Raw genomic sequence first — 19,811 nt, forward strand, 5'->3', positions numbered from 1 at the left:
AAGGTAGAAATACTATGGAAAAATGTAGTAAAATTATGCTAATGGGATTAGGTGATTTTGGATCAAAAATTGTTGAGTCAATCAATTTTGATCAAGCTAGTTTTCCAAAATTTTTTATTAATTCAGCTGATGAATATACAAATTCCAATTTTTTAAATAGGCAAAATTCACTAATTATTCCACAATCAAATTTTAGATATAACTGACAAAAAGCAAATCGGGCTATTTTAGATAAAAGTTTAGAAATTAAATTGGCCCTTGTCAATGTTAGAATTTTGTTTTTGATTGTTGGTCTTGGTGGCGCAACTGGTTCAGGTTTTAGTCTTGCCATTGCAAATATTGCCCAAAAAATGGGAATTATCGTAATTGTAATTGCAACAAATCCTTTAGAAAATGAATCAAAAATTCGCCAGCAAACGAGTTTTGATGTTCTCAGTGAGCTAAAAAAAGTAGTGGATTCATTAATTATAATATCAAATGAGCAAATAAGCGAAAATTATTCTGGCTTTTTTCTTGAAAATATATTTAAGTTAATAACCACAAATATTCAAGCCAAAATTGGAATTATTCTTAAGGCTTTCTGCCAAAACAATGCATTAGTTCATGTTAATAATTCAATCAGCGAGTCGATTCTTGCAAATAATAACTTTGTTTTCGTTACCTCAGCAATCGCTAAGGGTGAAAATCGGGGAATTATTGCAACTAAAAAGGCACTTAAAAACCATTTTGTCGAATTTGATCTTTTCGCTGCGGAAGAAATGTTAGTAACAATAACAGCAGATAATTCGATTTTACAAGCCGAAATTAGCGATATTCTTAACATTATCCGCAAAAATTTCAATCAAGATTTAAAATTTTCATACGGACTTTATCAAAATCCGCAATTAGGAAATCAGGTTGAAATCGGCATTATCGCATCACAAAAAAAGCATAGTTATGAAAGTAAAAAAGCAGCAAAATTAAATCTTGCTTTCGATAACGCATTTAATATCTTTTAAAAAAATTCAGTTTTAAAATTTATTTACCTTTTAAATAAAAAAATAAACACCTTTCTAAAATTATAAAAATTAAAAGTTTGCAAACCATAATTTTATAATAAAAAGGTGTTTTTTTTATAATTTTTTTAAAAAAATTTTTTTTACTTGCAAACTATAAAAAATATAGTATAATAAATATACGTAATTTTTCGCTCCTTTTTTAAATGGGGCTTTGATTTTAAAACTATTATGTCTAAATGAAACAAAAATAAATATATATCCGATTATTTTTTAGATAGTCAAAAAGTTCTTGCAAAATTTAACCCAAACAACATCGTCATTTTACAATTTTTTCAACGCCGCGAATTTGCTATTCTTGCTGGAATGAAAGAAGTTATTGAATTACTAAAAGAAAATACCGATTATAAAAAGTATAAAATTCGCTATTTAAAAGATGGCAGCCGTCTTGGGAGGAAAGAAATTGTCCTTGAATTAGAGGGTCCGATTCATTTATTTGGTCATTTTGAAGGGATGATTGATGGAATTCTTGCCCGTTCAACCTCAATTGCCACAAACGCTTATTTATGCAAAAGAGCAGCTAACAATAAGGATATTATTTTTATGGCTGATCGTTCTGATCATTATCTTATGCATGAAATTGATGGAAAAGCAGCCCGAATTGGCGGGATAAATCTTTTTTCTAATCAAGCTCAAGCAGGAAATGTCAGCTTAGAAAATTTTGGTTCAATGCCTCATTTTTTAATCCAAAATTTTCAAGGAAATTTAATCGAGGCTTGTAGGGCATATGCAAAAGTTTTTCCCGAAAAAGAATTAGTTGCGCTTGTTGATTTTAACAACGATGTTTTAACTGCCGCCCTTGAAGTGCTTGCCGAATTCGGGCCAAAATTAGCGGGTGTGCGAATTGATACATCTAAAAATATTGCAGATAAAATGTTTGTAGATCCCCAAAGTGATGAATTTGGAATTAATGCAAAATTAGTTAAAAAATTACGGCAAGAACTTGATAAAAACAACGGCCAACACGTAAAAATTATCGTTTCCTCCGGGCTTAATCCTCAGAAAATTAAAAAACTAGAAGAAGAAAATGCGCCAAGTGATGCCTATGGAGTCGGTGAATTTATGCTTCAGCTTCGGCACCATTTTAGTGCTGATGCTACCGTTTTAAACAATGAAAAAATCGCTAAGTTTGGCCGCTTTTATCGAAAAAATCCAAAATTAATCAGTCTTGTTAATGAAAAATAATCTTGAACTGAATAATTTAGGTTATAATGACGATCTAAAAATTTGACAAGATAAAACTAGCTTTAATTATTCAGTTGATACAATTTTGCTCGGAAATTTCCTTACTTTATCAAAAAAAATTAAAAAAGCACTAGAAATTGGCACAAATAATGGCGCTTTGGCAATTTTAGTTGCTCATCGCAAATCTTTGCTTGAAATTGATGCACTCGAAATTAATGAAAACGCTATAAAAATAGCCCAAAAAAATGTTGAACTAAACAAAAAAGGTTCACAAATCAGGCTTATTCATATGGATTTTAACCATTTTTGACCTTTGCATAATCAAAAACAGTTGCAAAAATATGACCTAATTTTTGCAAATCCGCCTTATTTTAAAATCGGAACTAAAAAATTAAAAAAGGTTAATTCCGATTTTTTAAATGCCATCTATGAATTTAGTCTTAATTTATCACAGTTGATTTCAGGTGCAAGTAAAATTATCCAACAAAAAGGCAAGCTTGCATTAGTCTTGCCAATTGAACGTTTTGTTGATCTAATTGAACTATTAAGAGAAAATCATTTTGAACCCAAAAAAATTCAGTTTATAATGACCCGGGTTGGCTCAAGTCCCAAATTTGCACTGGTTGAATCGGAATTTAAAGGGCAATGAGGGACAAACTATCTTCATAATCTTTATCTTCACCCGCAAAATAAAAATTTACATATCTATCGTAGAGAAATTCAAAGATTATATGTTGCAAGAAAGGTCAAAGATGACTAAAAAATGTTATATCACAACTCCAATTTATTATGCTAGCGGGAGACTCCATATTGGGCATCTTTATACAACAGTGCTTGCATGAGTAATTAGAAATTTTAAAAAAATGTCCGGATTTGAGGCTAGATTGTTTACTGGTTCTGATGAACATGGTCAAAAAATTTCTCAACTAGCTGCAAAAGCAAATCTTGAACCCCAGGAATTTGTTGATAAAAATGTCGAAAATTTCAAATTTTTATGAGAAAAATTTGAAATTGACTATGATTATTTTCAAAGAACAACAAATTTAAATCATAAAAATTTTATCAAAAAAATTTTTCTAAAAATGTATGAAGATAATCATATTTTCAATGGTGAATACCAAGGGCTTTATTCGATAAGTGATGAGGAATTTCTCAGTCAAAGTCAAGCTGTTTATCAAAATGGAAGCTATTTTCACCCCGTTAGTGGGGCAAAAATGGAATTAATAAGTGAGAAATCCTACTTTTTTCCGATCAAAAAATTCCAAAAATGACTAGAGGATTTTCTTTTGGAAAATCCCAAATTCATTTTTGATTCAAAAATCGCAAATGAATTAAGGCAGAATTTTTTACAAAAGGGACTTGAAGACTTATCAGTGACAAGAAAAAATCTAAAATGAGGTATTTTTCTTGATCAAAAATTTGAAAATCAGACAATTTATGTTTGACTTGATGCACTTTTTAGTTATTTATCAGTTTTTAAAGACCAAATTGATTTAGAAAATCCTAAGAAATCAAATTTTTGAACTGATTCTGCCCAAATTATTCAAGTAGTTGGCAAAGAAATTGCCCGTTTTCACTGTATTTATTGGCCAATTTTTCTAAAATCGCTCAATTTTCCCCTTCCAAGCATAATTTTAACTCACGGTTGACTAATCACCCCTGAGGGAAAAATGTCAAAATCAAAAGGAAATGTGATAAATCCACTTGATTTGCTAAAAAAATTTGATCCAGAAATTATTAAATTTTATTTTGTCAGCCAAATAAACACTAAAAATGATAGTGTTTTTGATGAAAATTTATTAGAAAATTTTTATAATTCTTTTTTTGTAAATACTTTTGGTAATTTAATAAGTAGAACAATTGCCTTGATAGTGAAAAAATTTGATCAGCCTTTATTATTTGAAATTGCGGATCTTGATTGAACAGATATTAGTTTTTATGAGAAAATCCTGCTTAGTTTAGATGAATTTTGCGATAACTTTGATCAACTAGAAATTGAAAAAGCATTTAAAACAGTAATTGAATTAACAAAAAATTTAAACGGCTTTTTTGATATTAAACAACTTTGAAATCAAAAAAATTTAAAAAAACTGGCCCAAGGTTTAATTTTGGTTCTCAATGGAATTTATGCTATAACTGTTTTTTTAAGCATCGCAATGCCTAAAAAAACTAACGAAATTCTTGAATTTCTTGGAATTAACGAGAAAAACTTTCTACTTATTACTAAATTAGATAAATTTGATAAAATTAATTTCAAAAAATTAGAAAAACCATTTTTTCCACGAAAAAATTAATAACCTAAAATTCAACGATAATTATGTTTTTTGTTTAAATATTGGACTAGAGGAACCAAACGGATTAAAATTAGGGCATAAATTGGGAAGGAAACAGTTGATTTTAAAATAATTGGCGTTAGATAAAAGAAAAAATAATCCTGAACCAGACGGTCTTTTCCTTTCCTGTTAAAAAACCGATTATAATATTTTATAAAAGCAAAAGGATGTCAGAGTCAGCGGAAAATTAAAAAACAAAAACCAAGAACAAAAAGTGTTATCAGAGCTATTTTTAACTTTTTTGTTCGTTTTTTTCAATAAAAAATCAACAAAAAAGTTGAGAAAGTAAGCAGAATTGATCCAAAAACTGCAATTAAAATTAGAACTAATTTTTTGCTAAAGACATTTTTTCAGTCTTTTGCTACTTTTTTTATTACTTGTTCTTCACTAAAAAAGTAATAAAAAAAGACGAAAATGACAATTATATATGTTCCAATAAGCAAAAATATTAAAAAAATATCTTTTTTTGTAACTAAACTAAAAATTAAAGACGAAATTATTGCCACTAAAATTGGAATAATTCCATATTCAGGGGTTCAAAAAATAACTCGACTTGTTAGTAATAATTTACCAAAATCAAAACTAAAAGCAACAATTATTCCCTTAAATCAATGTAAAAGTATACCGATTAGAACATAAAATGGTAATTCAAAAGCGATATTAAAACGAGTTGGAACAGTAGTTTTGAATAAAAAAGAAACAATTAAGAACACTGCCATTAAAAAACCAGATATTACTAATTCAAAACTCGAAAAACGAAAAATCAAACGGTTTTTGTAAAAGAAATTTTTAATTTTTTTTACAAAATTACTTAAAAACAGTGTCATAATCACAAATTATAGCAAAAAATGGACAAAAAATTTGAAAAAATAACCAAGTAAATAAATTTTTTTTTAAAAAAATTACTTAAAATATTGCATATTTTTGAAAATTTCTAAATTAGGCAATATTTTAATTTTTATTGTTACTAATATCAATCAAAAACTAAAAAATTAATGAATTTATTTTTAAAATTTATTTTTAAAAACTAATTTTACTTTTCCTCAGTCTCTGCAAAAATATTTAAGGCGTTAGTAGCAGCGGCAAATTCTGCTTCCTTTATCGATCTGCCATATCCAATTCCGTACTTTTTTTTCTCCCAAATAAGATCAACGCGGAAAGTTCCATCAACTAATTTTGTGTGTAGGTAGTGGATCTTGTTTGAGGTTGAAAAAGTTTGAATTTTTTCCTGAAAAATTGACTTTGGGTCTTTATACTGTTTTTCAGTATCAAAATTTACATCTTTATATAAATACTCAGACAAGAATTCGTTTAATTTCTCAAAACCTTGATCTAATAAAATCGCCGCACAAAAAGATTCAAAAATATCGGCTTTTAACTTGTTGTTTTCACGAATTTCACTAGCACCTCTACCAAGCAAGACATAATTCATTAGCCCAACTTTTTTTGTTGCATTTGCTAAACTCGAAGTTGATGTAAGTAAGGATCGAATTTGGGTTGAATTTCCCTCATTTTTATAAAAATTATCATAAATCACCTTTGAAACCGCATAATTAATTACCGAATCACCAAGAAACTCAAGCATTTCATAATGTGGTTTATCAGGATTAATAAAATTATAACTTTTATGAGTTAGCGCTTGAATGTAAATCTGTTTTGAATTTGGGATTATTTTTAATTTTTTTAAAAGTTCAAGAATTTTATCTTCAATTTCCATTTATCTCCTTATTTTTTATAGAAAATTTTAAAAATTTTTGTCTAAATAATATTTTAAAATTAAATTAATCGGCAAGAAAATTTATTTTAAAACTTTGTTGCCCAATTATATGTGGCTGACTTGAGTGAAAATGACCAAATTCAAGCTCAAGTTCTAATTTTTTATTTTGGTCATCAAATTGATGGGCCATTTTTATAAAACTTACTTGTTGGGCAGGAAGATTATCAGGTAAAGGAATTTTTGCAACAGGTATAAAATTGAGAATTTTTAATTTTACTAACTTTTTGATTACAATGTAAGTTATTTCACCTTCATCTAAACAGGTTCTTGCATTATTAGCACAAGCGAAAGGAAATTCGGTATTATTTTGTGACTTAATCTCATTAAAAAAATTGCTAAATTTATTTTTAAATTTATTATATGAATAATTTTGACTAGTCAATTCAAGACGATATAGATCTTTTTTGAATTTATCATCTGGTTGAAATGATGGTATAGAATTAGGCTGGCTAAATTCAATTTTAACACTATTTCCCCCACAAGAAACCAAAAAATTAACAACTAAAACATAGGAAAATAGTCATTTTTTCATTAAATTCCTTCTACAAATTCAGACAATTAAATGTCTAAGTTATTTTAAAATTATATCATAAAAAGTTTATTAATGATTAACATTTAAATTTAATTAATAATTTCTTTAGCGGATTTCTTAACTTTTTTCCATTTTTTTATATAATTATTTAGATACTTAAATTTATTGCCTGTTATTGAGGAGGCTAAATGACAAAAAGGAAAAAAATTTTACTTTCATTATCTGCAATTTTTCCAATTAGCCTTGCTATTGGCGGTTATTTTATTTATAGTTATTTTTCTCGGGCTTGATTAAATAAAAATTTTAGTGGTCTTGAGCTACTTCTAAATGATAAATCCATAAAAGAAAAAAGTCAAAAAAAAATTAATAAAATTGATACAAATAGCATAAGTAATTTTTTAGAATTTAATAGTTATGCTACTTTTGCAAATCAAGAAAATGATGATTTAAATATGGAATTAGGTCAGAAGGAAGCTTTTTTTAGTATGCTTTCTGATTTTGACCTTGAAAAAATTAAGAAAAATCACATAATTTTTCCCGAAGAATATAAGATGTTTAATTTTAATACTGATAATAATTTTGTCACAAAAGAAAATGAGAAAAAATTTCTTGGCTCTGAAAATGATGATTTGTTAGTCTATGATCTAAATTATCCAAAAATTAATGAGCTAATTGAGGAAAAAGAACCATTTAAATCTGATATTTTGAATCAAAAATTTACACTTTTTGATTCAAAAAGCAGAAACCAAATTTTTCAGCTTGATAAAATTGGTGTTTATTCTCAACCACTTAAATCAAATAAATACGATTCAATTTACCAAAAAAATATTAAATTTCGCACTGCAACGGCAACGATTTTAGATGCTAGTAACGGCAAAGCATTATTGATCACAAATAATCATGTAATAAAACCAAGCGAATATAGTTATAAAGATGCAAATTTTCAAATAAATTCGCAAAATTTAAGATTTTGAAATAAATTAGGCGGTAATTTTATCGAGTGATATGAAAATGGCAAGATTTATCATCTTGATAGGGATAACACCGCTTTTCTTTTTTATTTAAAAGAGGTTTTTGAGAATAAAGTCACAAAGTTTGATCAAGGAAAAGTTTTAGAGTTTCTTATTGATTTTTATAATAAATATTTCTTAATTCCTACTGATTTTGATAATAAAAAATTCGATGTTGGCATATTTTATTTTAAATATCAACAATTTATTGAAGACTTAAAAAATCTTGCAAAATTTTATAATGAAAAAAGGGAGGAAATACTTACCAGAATTCAACAAAATAACAAAATTAACCATAATAGCAGCGAGAGCAAAAACACAATTGAGTCCAAATTTAATGATTTTTTAGGCTCATATCAAGGATTTATTAATTTCTGGGAAAAAATGCAGAACGCTCCTGCTGTAAAAATATCACCAAAAATTTGAAAAAAAGGAGATTTTAGTTACGATCTCAATCTTTCCTTGTTCTGACCAAAGTCAAAAGCGATGAAAAACAACTTTAAAGGGGTTTATGCCACTAACCCACAAGAAAATTTTTCTCGACTCTCCTTATATTTTTATACAAACAACGGCCGCGGAGCCTCAGGTTCTGGTGTTTTTAACAAGGATGGCGAACTACAATTTATTAATGCATTTGGCTTAATTGATAATTTTTATACGGATGATTCGAAAATTGAAAAAAATTATTACGATAAATTAAATACCAATATTTCATTATCAGGTGGGATCCCCCTGGTTACCGAAGAATATAATTTAGCTGAATCGATCAAACAATTTTATCCATCAAACCAAAAGAGTGGCTTTAAATACCTTGCCAATGAAAATGTTAAAGTTATAAAAGTTTTAAAATAAAAAACTCGTAAGTTTCAAAATTAATAAAATTTACGAGTTTTTTATTTTTCATACCGGCGCACCAGTTGATAGAATTATTATGAGGTGGGAATTTAACCCATATTTCCAAAAATAAATAATATTTAGTTTTTGAAAACTCATAATAAATATGAAATCGAAAAATATTATACCACAAAATTATTTGGTTAACATTTTTTTTTTTTTTTTTTTTTTTTTTTTTTTAGTTATCTATGTTAAGGCTATAAAAAGGATAAAAAAATTATTTTACAACAAAAAAAGTTTAATTTTCTAAAAATTTAAATTTTTTTATTAGAAATAACAAATTTTTTTACGAACATAAGATTAAATTTTAAAAATTTAGAAAATTTTATAATTCTTGTATTTTTGATAGAAAATGTTTTAATTTTAACTTATTTTTATTTTAATTATAGTAAAAAAACCTAAATTTTATGATATAATAAAAGAGTTTTTATAATAATATGGGGTGAAAATATGTTCCAAACTATTAACGAAATTTCCATTCATCCTGAATTATATAACCAAAAAAAGGTTCTAATTCAGGGCTGGATAACTAACATTCGCGGGAATTTAAAAATTATATTTGTTGAATTAAATGATGGTTCTTCATTTAAAAATTTACAATGTGTATTAAAAAAAGAGTTTATTGACTTTGATAAAATAGAAAATTTAGCCCTCGGTGTTGCAGTTGAAATTTCCGGAATTTTTTCAAATACACCTGAACGTCAACAATTTGGCGAAGTTTTAGTTGAGACTTTGGAAATTAAAGGTAATAATTATAACACAAATTTTCCGATTCAAAATCAGGAAATTTCCCTTGAGGTTCTCCGCCAAATGCCTCACTTTCGCCATCGAAGTCGTTTATTTCGTGTTATTATGAAACTAAGATCAGCGCTATTTTTTGAAATTCATAAATTTTTTCGCAGGCAAGGATTTATTAATTTTTCAGCCCCAATTCTAACCTCAAATGATGGCGAAGGAGCTGGTGAAGTTTTTATCGTTGATGATGAAAATAAAGATTTTTTTAATAAAAAAACGACCTTAGGTGTAACCGGACAACTTCATGCTGAAGCTTATGCTCTTGGTTTTAAAAAAGTTTATACATTTGCCCCAACATTTCGGGCTGAGCGTTCAAATACGAGAAGGCATGCTGCCGAATTTTGGATGATTGAACCCGAAGTGGCCTTTTTTACTTTAGAACAAATTATCGAATTAGCAGTTAAATTACTTCAAAAAGTAATAAAATCAGTAATAATTCGCAACAAAGATGAGTTTATTTTTCTAGAAAAAGCCGGGGATAAAAATCTCCGAAAGCGTTTGCTTCAATTTTGTGATTCTCAAGTTACTCAAATAAGTTATGAAAAGGCGATTGAATTGCTTTTAGAACATCAAGAAAAATTTGAGGAAAAAGATTTATTTTTTGGCTGTGATCTAAAAACCGAACATGAACGGTTTTTAACCGAAGAAATTTTTCATATGCCTGTTGTAATTATAAATTATCCTAAAAATTTAAAAGCTTTTTATATGCATCAAAACGAAGATGGTCAAACTGTAGCAGCCTTTGATTTATTGGTTCCGGGAATTGGGGAGTTAATTGGGGGCTCACAACGCGAAGTTCGCTATGAAAAATTATTAGCGCGGATGAGTGAATTGAATATGAATATTGAAGAATTTCAGTGATATTTAGATCTTAGAAAGTATGGTAATCCTGGATCAAGTGGTTTTGGGCTTGGTTTTGAACGACTTTTAATGTATATTACTGGAATTGAAAATATTCGTGATGTAATTCCCTTTCCCCGGACAAGTAAAAATATTCTAATGTAAAACAGGGAGAAAATTGAATAATTCTGAAAAAGCACAGTTTTGACGTCGCTTTCTAGCTGGCTTAATTGATTTTATCCTGCTTTTTGCTTTGTTTTTATTATTTTTTTATTTATTTTTGATTCTAACAAACTGAGCAAAAATAAAATTTTACCTCTGAATTATAACAGTTTTTTTTCTAACTTTTACTTATCGAATTTTTATGGTAAGTTTTTCTTTACAAACTTTAGGTCAATTTTTAACTAATACAAAAATATATTTTCTTAGAGAAAATCTTAATTTTAAAGCAAAAATTTTAGTTTTACTAAAAAAGGAAATATTTTTAAGTCTTAACTGAATTTTAACTATATTTATTACTAGTTTATTAGTTGATTTAAGTTTTGGTCTTAATTTTAATTTTTTTGAAAATTTTATCAGTCAAAGTCAAAAACTAAATTTATTCCAACAAATTAGTCTTAGTTTTCCGGCCTTATTAGCAAAAGTTAACTTTTTTTTCTTAATCATTAATAATTTATCAATTTTTAGTAGGCATAAAACAACAATTATTGACCGTTATTCAAATACCGAAATTCATCTTAAAAAATCAGGTCTAGCCAATAATTTTTTAAATGCAATTCCGGCGAATTTTATCCCGGTTGATTGGAAAGGTAACTAAAATGTCATCGCAAAATATTTTATTACAACTTAATGAAAAACAAAAAATTGCTGTTATCAGTAACTCTAGCCATCTAAGAATTGTTGCTGGTGCTGGCACTGGTAAAACTAGTGTGCTAACCAAAAAAATCGCTTATATTATCAACGAATCTCTTGCATATCCAAGTCGAATTTTAGCACTTACTTTTACAAATAAAGCCGCAGAAGAAATGCGTAATCGGGTGGAAAAATTAGTTGGGGAAAAATCAAAGGATATTCAAATTCTTACTTTTCATTCACTTTGTAATTTAATTCTCCGACTTGAAGCAAAAAATATTGTTGAACTCTCTGAGATTCCGCTTAGCGACTACCGTTTTAACATTATTGATGAACAAGACCAGAAAAAAATTGTTGAAAAACTTTTAGGAAAATATCTAAAAGCAAACGATGACCGCGATGAGACAAAAATTAGTGCTTTTGATGCAATTAAATTCATTTCTAATGCCAAAAATTGAGAAAAATCACCTGAGGATTTGCTAAAAAGTATAAATAATGAACTTGATCAAATCAAAGTTCAAGTTTATCAAAAATATCTTGAAAAAACAAAAGAAAATAACATTATTGACTTTGATGATCTTTTACTTTATACTAAAATTGCCTTTGAAAAAAGTCCAGAAATTAGGTCTAGATGGCAAAGAAAATTTGATTTTGTCCTTGTAGATGAATTCCAGGATACTTCCTTGGTCCAGTATTTAATTTTAAAAATTTTTATCAAAGATAAAACACGTTTAGTTGTTGTCGGCGATCCTGATCAGACAATTTATTCTTGAAGAGGAGCCGATCCGTCTTTGATCTTAAATTTAGAGCAAGATTTTCCCGATCTCCAGACGGTTATTCTTGATAAAAACTACCGATCAACGCAAAATATTCTCGATGCGGCTAATAATTTAATTGAAAATAACCAAAATCGGATCAAAAAGAAATTAGTTGCTAGTTCAAAGGAAAAAATCGAAATTCACTTTGAGGATTTAGCCAATGAAAGGGGAGCTGAAGTTGAATGAATTTACCGAAAAATTCAGGAATTAATCACAAAAAATAAGGTAACTTATCGCGATATCGCCATTTTAGCACGCTCAAATTTTTATTTTAAACAAATAGAAACTAAATTTGATGGCCATAATATTCCGTATTTTCGGCACGGAGCTTCCCCGCTTGTAACCAAAAAAGAAATCCGTGAAGCGCTTTATTTTCTAAAAGTAATTGATAATTCCGATCCTTATGCTTTTGAACAGATTATCAATGTCCCGCCTAAAAAAATTGGAATAGCAACAATTAACAAACTAAATGAATTAGCAGCCCAATTTGGTCTTAATTTACACGATTTTTTATTTAAATATTATTCTGGTAAAATAAATTTTAAAGGAAAACAAGGAAAAATTCCCTTAGGCCATGATAATCAGCTTAAAATTAAGGTACTTTTAGAAAGAATTAGCGCCGCAAAACGGTTTAAAAGTCAAATTGAAGAAAAAAAACCTTGTATTTTTCAGTTTTATTCGCAAGTTCTTGACTCTTTTTTGAAAAAAATTGATTATTTTGATGCAATTAAAGATGCAAAACAAGCCTCTGATACTCGCAATCTTTTAGAAAAATACTATAAAATAATGGATAATTGACAAAAAGCCAATCCTGAAAAAAAATTATCCGACTATCTTGATTATGCAGCTATTTCTCATTTTGAACAAACTGAATCACAAAATAAAATTAATTTATTAACAGTACATTCCTCAAAAGGTCTTGAATTTGAATATGTTTTTCTTGTGGGAATGAATCAAGGGGTTTTTCCGGCCCAAAAAGTACTCGATCAGAACTCGACAAGCGAATATGAAGAGGAAAGAAGACTCGCTTTTGTAGCAGTTACGCGCGCAAAACGAGTTTTATATATAACAAATGGTTATCGCGCGCCTTCTTTTGCCCGCGGTTTGCCACAAAAATTTAAAACTAATCAAAATATTGTCTCTGCTTTTGTTAAAGAGATGAAAATTAAAGCTGAACGGTTTGCCCAGTTTCGTAAACTTGATGAAACAGGAAAACTAAATTATACCAAAGATAAATCAGAAATAGTGGAATTTGTTGCTGGTGACCAAATTAATCACTTAAAATTTGGTCGTGGCATCGTTTTAGAGGTCAGATTTGACTCAATTTTAGTTAAATTTTTTGAAATTCCTGGCGATAAAGGGATTAAAACACTAATAAAAACACATAAATCAATCGATAAAATAACCTAAAATGCTATTAAATTGACAATCTTATTTACTCGTTGCCCTGATTATTTTAATCTCGCTTTCGTTTCTTCTTTTATTAATTTTTAGCTTAGTTTTTATTTATAATAAGAAAATAAAAACAACTAATATTGTCCCGCTAACTTACGATGTTGATCTAAAAAGGATCCGAATTAACGATGTTTTTTCGCTCCCGGCCCTCAAATTTATAATTAAAAACAAAAATTTACTATCCGGACTTTGAATAACTCAGGCGGATTTTGTCGAACTTCTTGAAGAGAAATTTCAAAAAATTTTTTTCAATAGCCTTACCAATTGGCAAAAGCAAATAATTTCAATAAAATTTAAAAAAAAATTTTTTTTTAACAACCATTTTCAGGTTTTTTTTCAGGCAAAACCGGAAAATGGTTTTGTTATCCAAGAGGTAGAAAAACCATTTTTTTCTTTAAGAAAGAATAAAAAAATCTTTAAAAATCGAGTAGTCGAAAAATTAATTCTGAATTTTGAGCTTCCCAGTTTTCTTATAGCTTTTAGTTTTCCAGCCAAAATAAGTACTGAATTTATTAAAAATTTTTTTCTTGCATATAATAAAAAATTTTTATTTTTGAAAAAAATTTCAGATTTTCAAATTTTTAGCTTCGAGAATATTTTAATAATGCAGATTTGCGCAAAATCGACAACAATACTTGAAAAAATAAAAAATTATTATAAAAATTATCTAAAAAATCATAATTTAACTACTTTTTTATTTTGACTTATTATTGATCTAGACCGTAAAATTAATTATGACTGAAAAATTGAAATTCAGAAATTTTTTGATTTAATTATTAAGGAAAAAACCAACTTTTTAGAGTTAAAATCAAGTAGAAAACTTTTTCGACAAATTATTGAGACTAACGAAATTCAGCCCTTATTTAATATTGAAAATTATAAAATTGGCGAGGTTAAAGATTTTAAAAATCATAAAATTTTCTATCAGGTCTATGATTTTGACTTTTATAATAGTCAAAAAATTTCGGACTTACTAAAATTTTTTACTGAAAAGTCAAATTTTGACCATTCTAGTAAAATTTATAAAATTAACGATGTAATTGCGCAAAAAATGCGTAATTTAGTACTTGATTTTCAAAAATTCACCTTTTTAATCACTTCAGAAACTAAGATTGCTGATATTGATCTAAGTTATATTGACAATCTTTGCTATCAAAAAACTGTTGATTCAAAACTTTTTTACTATCTTAATACCAAAAAACCACCATTATTATTCCTAAATGATAATTTTAACGCGCTTGAGAAAAACGAGGCAAACGACATCATTATTTCATCGCTTGGTGAATATGCAAGAAAAGAAAAAATTAAGCTGGTAATTAAAAAAGAAATGATCAGAAGATTTAATTTTTCCCAGAAAAATTTTCCGCTTTATTATTGATAAATCGGAAAATTAACCAATTTTTCCTTATTTTTTCCTTTTTTAAAGTTTTTTTGCAAAAAATTTTAATTTTAGTTGAAACAAAACAACCAAAAGGGAGCAAAAAATGCAAATCTATCAATTCGGAAAAATTGTCTCAAAAAACAAAAACTATTTAATTCTTGAAAACCACGGCAGTGGCTATCTTATTTATGTACCTCGAATCGATCGTTTTAGCCGCGACGAAAATCGCAAAATTTATATTTATGAACATGAAAATGACTATACAAAAATAACTTACGGTTTTGCGAGCTTCCGTGAGCGGATTTTGTTTGAAGATCTAATTTCAATTCAAGGGGTTGGACCTAAAACCGCAATTTCTGCACTTAATTCGGGAATGCAGAATTTAATTAATTTAATTGCCGCAAACGACTGAAAAACGCTGGCAAAAATTCCTTATCTTTCTGAGAAAAATGCAAAACAAATAGTCTTTGAATTTCAAAAAAAATACGAAAGATTTAACGAAAACCATAAAAACCAAACAGAGGAAACAAATCAAGACTCTCAAGAAAAAGAACTAGAAAAAAAGGATGATTTAGCTGATATTACCATCCAAAAATCAAATCTTGAAGACAAAACGGCCGCAAATCTTGAGGATACTTTGAAAATGCTTGGTTTCAAACCACGTCAAATTGATTATGCGCTTACAAAAGTTGAACCTAATGAAAATTTTGAAAATTTAATTGAAAACGCAATTAAAATTATATCAAATGCCAGAGAATTTAGAAATTAGACCAAGCAGTTTTGAAAATTTTATCGGGCAAAAAAAATTAGTTGAAACCTTACAAATTTTAATTAGCTCATCACAAAAACGAAAGCAATCACTTGATCATATTCTCTTTTATGGACCACCAGGAACAGGAAAAACGACACTGGCTAACATCGTTGCAAATGTTCTTGAGGCTAAAATTAAATATGTTCAGGGGCCTTTGCTTGAAAAAAAGTCAGATGTGCTTGCAGTTTTAGCAAATATTTCGCCGGATACCATCATTTTTATCGATGAAATTCACGGAATTAATAAAAATATTGAAGAGCTTTTATATTCTGCAATGGAAGAATTTGTAATTGATCTTCAGATTGGCGTTGATGGGGAGAGAAAAATTATGCGGATGAAACTCCCGCAATTTACACTAATTGGCGCTTCAACTAAACTTGCTCAAATTTCAACGCCATTACAAAACCGTTTTGGTTATGTTGCTAAAATAGTTGATTATACACTTGAAGATATGATCCAGATTATTCGGAATTCCTCAGCAGTTTTAAAACTTAAAATGAATACTGAAATTATTAAATATATTGCAAGTTTTTCCAATAATACACCAAGAATTGCCAATAATTTATTAAAAAGAATTCGTGATTTTGCGCTAGTTTTAAATGCAAAACGAATTGACAAAGACATTGTTAATAAAACTTTTGATAGTATTGGAATTTATAATCAAGGTCTTTCGCAGATAAATATTGAATATTTAAACCTCCTTGTAAAAATTTTTAAGGGAAAATCAGTGGCACTTGATGTAATTGCAAATGTTTTAAAAGAACATCGGCAAACCATTATCAATATTATTGAGCCGCCATTAATTGAGAAGGAATTAATCGAGAAAACCTCGCGTGGTCGGAGGATTACTAAAAAAGGTAGGGATTATTTACTCGAACTAAAAACTAATTAAGTTACTTTTTTAGCTTTAATTCTCAAAAAGTGTAACTTTTTGGGGTTTGATTACCTTAATATTAGACGCATTATTTGCATTTTTATAAATAAATTTGAGAAAATCTCAGACCATAATCATTGCAATTACATCATTTTGGCAATAAATTTGCAAATTTTTCTTTGTTATTTCCCACTGATTATCACCAATAAAATTAAAATAACGATCAATTGATTCGATCATCGCCTCAAGTCCGTTTTTTATTGCTAATTGTTTATAAGGGATTATTAATCTTTTAAGGTTATATTTATATTTTGTGATAAAATTTTCAATTTTTTTAATTGAATAACAGCCCTTAAGATCCGAGATTACTAGTCAATATTTCGCAAAAGGGTCTTTTAAATCAATCGTTTTTTTAATAATTTCAGCTACTTTTAACTCATATTCTTCTAATTTTTGTTTTGCTTTATGATATGGAAGTCTTTCAAGATAATTTTTGAAAATTATCTCAAGCATTTCTTTTAGTCTAGTGAGTTCATAAGATTTATTAAAAACCACATAAAAATCGGCATGTTTATGATAAATTTTATCAATTATAAGGAAAAAATTTTCTCAAGTATAATTTTTTGGATCAAAAACAAGATTTCTATCTGAAAAATTTTGATTCAAAATTTGGCCTCTATTAGTTAAAACTATCGAAACCTGGGAAACAATTTGCTGAAAGGGTTGGACATAATCAATTGGCGGAAATGGAAGGGAAAAAGCTTCAAAATCATACCAGACAATTTTTTTTGCATATAAATTTAGTAAAAATTTTTTTAATTCCTCAATTTGATTAATAATAATGCTATTATTTTCTTGAAAAAAATTAAATCAAAAAGAATTTTTTTCAAGCATTAGTAATTTTTCTTCATCTTCGATTAGCGATAAGGCATCTTTTGCTTTTAAAAGGGTACCACTAATATTTGCAAGTTGAGGATAAAATTTTGTCATCAGCATATTAAAATCAGGATTTTTTTCAAAATTCCCATTATCAGAAATCTGTGGTGGACTAAAAGTTTTTATGTTTTTAGCCTCTTTGATTTCGGATAAAGCATCAATTATTGGAATCATTTTGATAATTTTTTTGGTTTTTTTAGGCCCCTTTGGTGAATTTCTACTAACTGTGTTTCTAAGAAGATTTTTAACAAGACGATTTTGTTCAAGAAAATAAGGATTATTAAACTCTAAAAGTGTAAGGCCGTTTTGTTTAGCGATTTTTTTTGCAAAAAAATAATAAGGACCTTCACGATCTATTTTTGAAACTGACTTGACACCTTTGTTAGTTGAAACTCATAATGTTTCACAAAATTCAGTTTGATTTTTTCTTGGATTCTCAACTGTATCAATTAAAAAATAAGAAACTTCTTCAATTGGATTAAGATCATTTCCAAATCCACGAAGCGCATAAGTTGTAATTCAAAAATTTCAATTTGCGGCTAAATAGTCTTTAATTTTTGTTGAAGTTGATAATTTTAGGATGCTTATTTTTTTATTAAATACAAAAAATACAGAAGAATGAGCTACGGCATCTTTATATTCAAAACATGGGTTAAATATAATATCACAATTTCCACTTTTATAAAAACTAATTGTTTGCGCAATTTTTTTTTCAACTTCTGCCGGATAGACAATGCAAATTTTCTTCTCAGGATATTTTTTTTTAATAAAAGTATGAAATTCCGTTGTAAAATTTTTAAAAATATTAATGTGTAATTCAGAAAAATCGGTAGGATTTTCACTTAAAGCTTCAAAATTTCAAACTGTATTCTCAAAATTTTCCTCATCAAAATCAGGATTTTCGGGAAAATTAGAATCTAAATTGTTTCAGATGAAATATTTTTGTCTTGTATGTAAACGAAAATAGTGGGAAAAATTAATTTTTTTCATCTAGATCTACCAAATATTTTAAAAAATTATGTATCAATTTCTAATTTTTTTTCTAAAACCGAATGCTTAATTTTTAAAATATTTGGTGAATCGACTACATTTTGATCAAATAAACGGGTTTCACGTGCTAATTTATTATAACCAGCAACAATTTTATAAATATTATGCTGTTTCTTTCATGGTAGTTTTACTCGGAAAATAAAACTATTTCCCTCCCCATCAGCTGGCCTTATATAATTCGCGATATACTCAACATCATTATTATTTATTTGATCAAAACCCGATGATACACCTTCATTCTCGCGCTTGAAAACTAAAGAATAATTATTAACAGTATTTGCTTTTACAACACCGGGACTAAATTTAACTTCAAAATCAACATCAATATTTTCAAGACTAGAATCAATTTGTCCAGCGAATTTTGCATTTGAGACTTGAACATCAATAATATCGGCTTCTGTTCGAAATGATAAGGGGAATAAATTATTATCATAAGTTAATAATTTTCCTTTTTGATCATAAAGTCCCGAAATTACATAATTAGTATCACGGTCTAAATTTTTTAGACTAACATAAAGAAATTGATCAGATTTAACATTATGTTTAAAAGATTGAATTTCATAATCTGATCTAATCATATTTGCTTTTCGATAATGGACATCGATAAGTTGGGAGGATAAATTTTGATCAGAAAGAGCTACACGAAAATCAAATTGGCTTGAAGGATCTAATGAATCCATTTTTTTATATGAATTAGAAATAATCACAGGACTTGGATTAGTTCTAAAAACATTACCTTTAACAAATAATTGTTCTTCTATTTGACCATTTAGGCGAATAATTTTAATTACATATTTAGAATCAGGTTCTAAATCAGTAATTTTTAACAAAATTTTAGGTTGATTATTATGCAAAGCACGACGAGCTGAAAATTGAACTTGTTGATAATTTTCAGTATTTTCCTTTTTTAATTCAACCTTAAATAGTTTAGCTATTTTATCCTGGGGAATGATTTTAACATTATTAAGAACAAGTTCGACAGATTGAGATTGAAGATTTTGGACTAAAATTTCCGGACTTTCTTGATTACCACACGAAACAAGAAAACTAGGAAAAATAACCATCAAACTGGTTTGAAAGATTAGGCAATTTACTTTCTTAGTTCAGCTTTTCATTTTAAATCCTTATTGTCTTCTTCTTGTATCTTAAAAAATTATATCATTTTTCAAAATAAAACCAAAAAAAATTAGAAATTTTTCCTAATTATATTTAT

At 27.7% G+C, this 19,811-nt stretch carries 16 protein-coding genes; 11 read left to right on the forward strand and 5 right to left on the reverse strand.

Features of this window, described 5'->3' with window-relative positions; all coding sequences use genetic code 4:
• The first annotated feature begins 14 nt into the window (after positions 1–14).
• The 4 genes from MHJ_RS02180 to metG all read left to right on the forward strand — a co-directional run bounded on the left by MHJ_RS02180 (position 15) and on the right by metG (position 4,534).
• Positions 15–998: a cell division protein FtsZ gene (locus tag MHJ_RS02180; protein ID WP_044284655.1), complete on the forward strand. Its 984-nt coding sequence runs from the start codon at positions 15–17 to the stop codon at positions 996–998.
• A gap of 228 nt (positions 999–1,226) precedes the next feature.
• Positions 1,227–2,240 (forward strand): nicotinate phosphoribosyltransferase, encoded by a 1,014-nt coding sequence (locus MHJ_RS02185; protein WP_011284165.1) that lies wholly within the window; start codon positions 1,227–1,229, stop codon positions 2,238–2,240.
• Positions 2,230–3,000 (forward strand): tRNA1(Val) (adenine(37)-N6)-methyltransferase, encoded by a 771-nt coding sequence (locus MHJ_RS02190; RefSeq protein WP_011206243.1) that lies wholly within the window; start codon positions 2,230–2,232, stop codon positions 2,998–3,000. Before MHJ_RS02185 ends, MHJ_RS02190 begins: the two co-directional genes overlap by 11 nt.
• Positions 2,993–4,534 (forward strand): methionine--tRNA ligase, encoded by a 1,542-nt coding sequence (metG, locus tag MHJ_RS02195; protein ID WP_011284167.1) that lies wholly within the window; start codon positions 2,993–2,995, stop codon positions 4,532–4,534. Before MHJ_RS02190 ends, metG begins: the two co-directional genes overlap by 8 nt.
• On the opposite strand, the gene MHJ_RS02200 is transcribed toward metG, so the two are convergent.
• From MHJ_RS02200 to MHJ_RS02210, 3 genes are all read right to left on the reverse strand, one after another.
• Entirely contained in the window at positions 4,531–5,292 is a 762-nt protein-coding gene (locus tag MHJ_RS02200) for an ECF transporter S component (protein ID WP_237697201.1), read from the reverse strand. The two genes, metG and MHJ_RS02200, sit on opposite strands and share 4 nt — an antisense overlap.
• A 314-nt stretch (positions 5,293–5,606) precedes the next feature.
• A complete protein-coding gene (gene rnc / locus MHJ_RS02205; RefSeq protein WP_011284169.1) occupies positions 5,607–6,290 on the reverse strand; it encodes a ribonuclease III in 684 nt (227 codons plus the stop codon).
• Positions 6,291–6,354: 64 nt separating this feature from the next.
• Positions 6,355–6,882, reverse strand: a complete 528-nt coding sequence (locus MHJ_RS02210) for a hypothetical protein (protein ID WP_193325075.1) — start codon at positions 6,880–6,882, stop codon at positions 6,355–6,357.
• A gap of 188 nt (positions 6,883–7,070) precedes the next feature.
• Between MHJ_RS02210 and MHJ_RS02215 the strand changes: the two genes are divergently transcribed.
• From MHJ_RS02215 to ruvB, 7 genes are all read left to right on the forward strand, one after another.
• Positions 7,071–8,744: an Mhp366/Mhp367 family surface (lipo)protein gene (locus MHJ_RS02215; RefSeq protein WP_014579826.1), complete on the forward strand. Its 1,674-nt coding sequence runs from the start codon at positions 7,071–7,073 to the stop codon at positions 8,742–8,744.
• A 492-nt stretch (positions 8,745–9,236) separates the two neighbouring features.
• On the forward strand, positions 9,237–10,586 hold the full coding sequence (gene asnS, locus MHJ_RS02220) for an asparagine--tRNA ligase (RefSeq protein WP_011284172.1): 1,350 nt from the start codon (positions 9,237–9,239) through the stop codon (positions 10,584–10,586).
• A 61-nt stretch (positions 10,587–10,647) separates the two neighbouring features.
• Positions 10,648–11,238 (forward strand): hypothetical protein, encoded by a 591-nt coding sequence (locus tag MHJ_RS02225; RefSeq protein ID WP_011284173.1) that lies wholly within the window; start codon positions 10,648–10,650, stop codon positions 11,236–11,238.
• 1 nt (position 11,239) lies between these two features.
• Entirely contained in the window at positions 11,240–13,501 is a 2,262-nt protein-coding gene (locus MHJ_RS02230; protein WP_237697203.1) for an ATP-dependent helicase, read from the forward strand.
• 1 nt (position 13,502) lies between these two features.
• Positions 13,503–14,927 carry a hypothetical protein gene (locus MHJ_RS02235; protein ID WP_011284175.1) on the forward strand — a complete coding sequence of 475 codons (1,425 nt, stop codon included), beginning with the start codon at positions 13,503–13,505 and terminating at the stop codon, positions 14,925–14,927.
• A gap of 103 nt (positions 14,928–15,030) precedes the next feature.
• Entirely contained in the window at positions 15,031–15,696 is a 666-nt protein-coding gene (ruvA, locus tag MHJ_RS02240) for a Holliday junction branch migration protein RuvA (protein WP_011284176.1), read from the forward strand.
• Positions 15,674–16,630, forward strand: a complete 957-nt coding sequence (gene ruvB, locus MHJ_RS02245; RefSeq protein WP_011206256.1) for a Holliday junction branch migration DNA helicase RuvB — start codon at positions 15,674–15,676, stop codon at positions 16,628–16,630. Before ruvA ends, ruvB begins: the two co-directional genes overlap by 23 nt.
• Before the next feature lie 15 nt (positions 16,631–16,645).
• On the opposite strand, the gene MHJ_RS02250 is transcribed toward ruvB, so the two are convergent.
• Both MHJ_RS02250 and MHJ_RS02255 read right to left on the reverse strand, forming a co-directional pair.
• Positions 16,646–18,538 carry a DUF2779 domain-containing protein gene (locus tag MHJ_RS02250; protein ID WP_044284657.1) on the reverse strand — a complete coding sequence of 631 codons (1,893 nt, stop codon included), beginning with the start codon at positions 18,536–18,538 and terminating at the stop codon, positions 16,646–16,648.
• 26 nt (positions 18,539–18,564) lie between these two features.
• Positions 18,565–19,713, reverse strand: a complete 1,149-nt coding sequence (locus tag MHJ_RS02255; protein WP_011284179.1) for a DUF1410 domain-containing protein — start codon at positions 19,711–19,713, stop codon at positions 18,565–18,567.
• Positions 19,714–19,811 lie beyond the last annotated feature (98 nt).

This window comes from Mesomycoplasma hyopneumoniae J, from assembly GCF_000008205.1.
Taxonomy (GTDB): Bacteria; Bacillota_I; Bacilli_A; order Mycoplasmatales; family Metamycoplasmataceae; genus Mesomycoplasma; species Mesomycoplasma hyopneumoniae.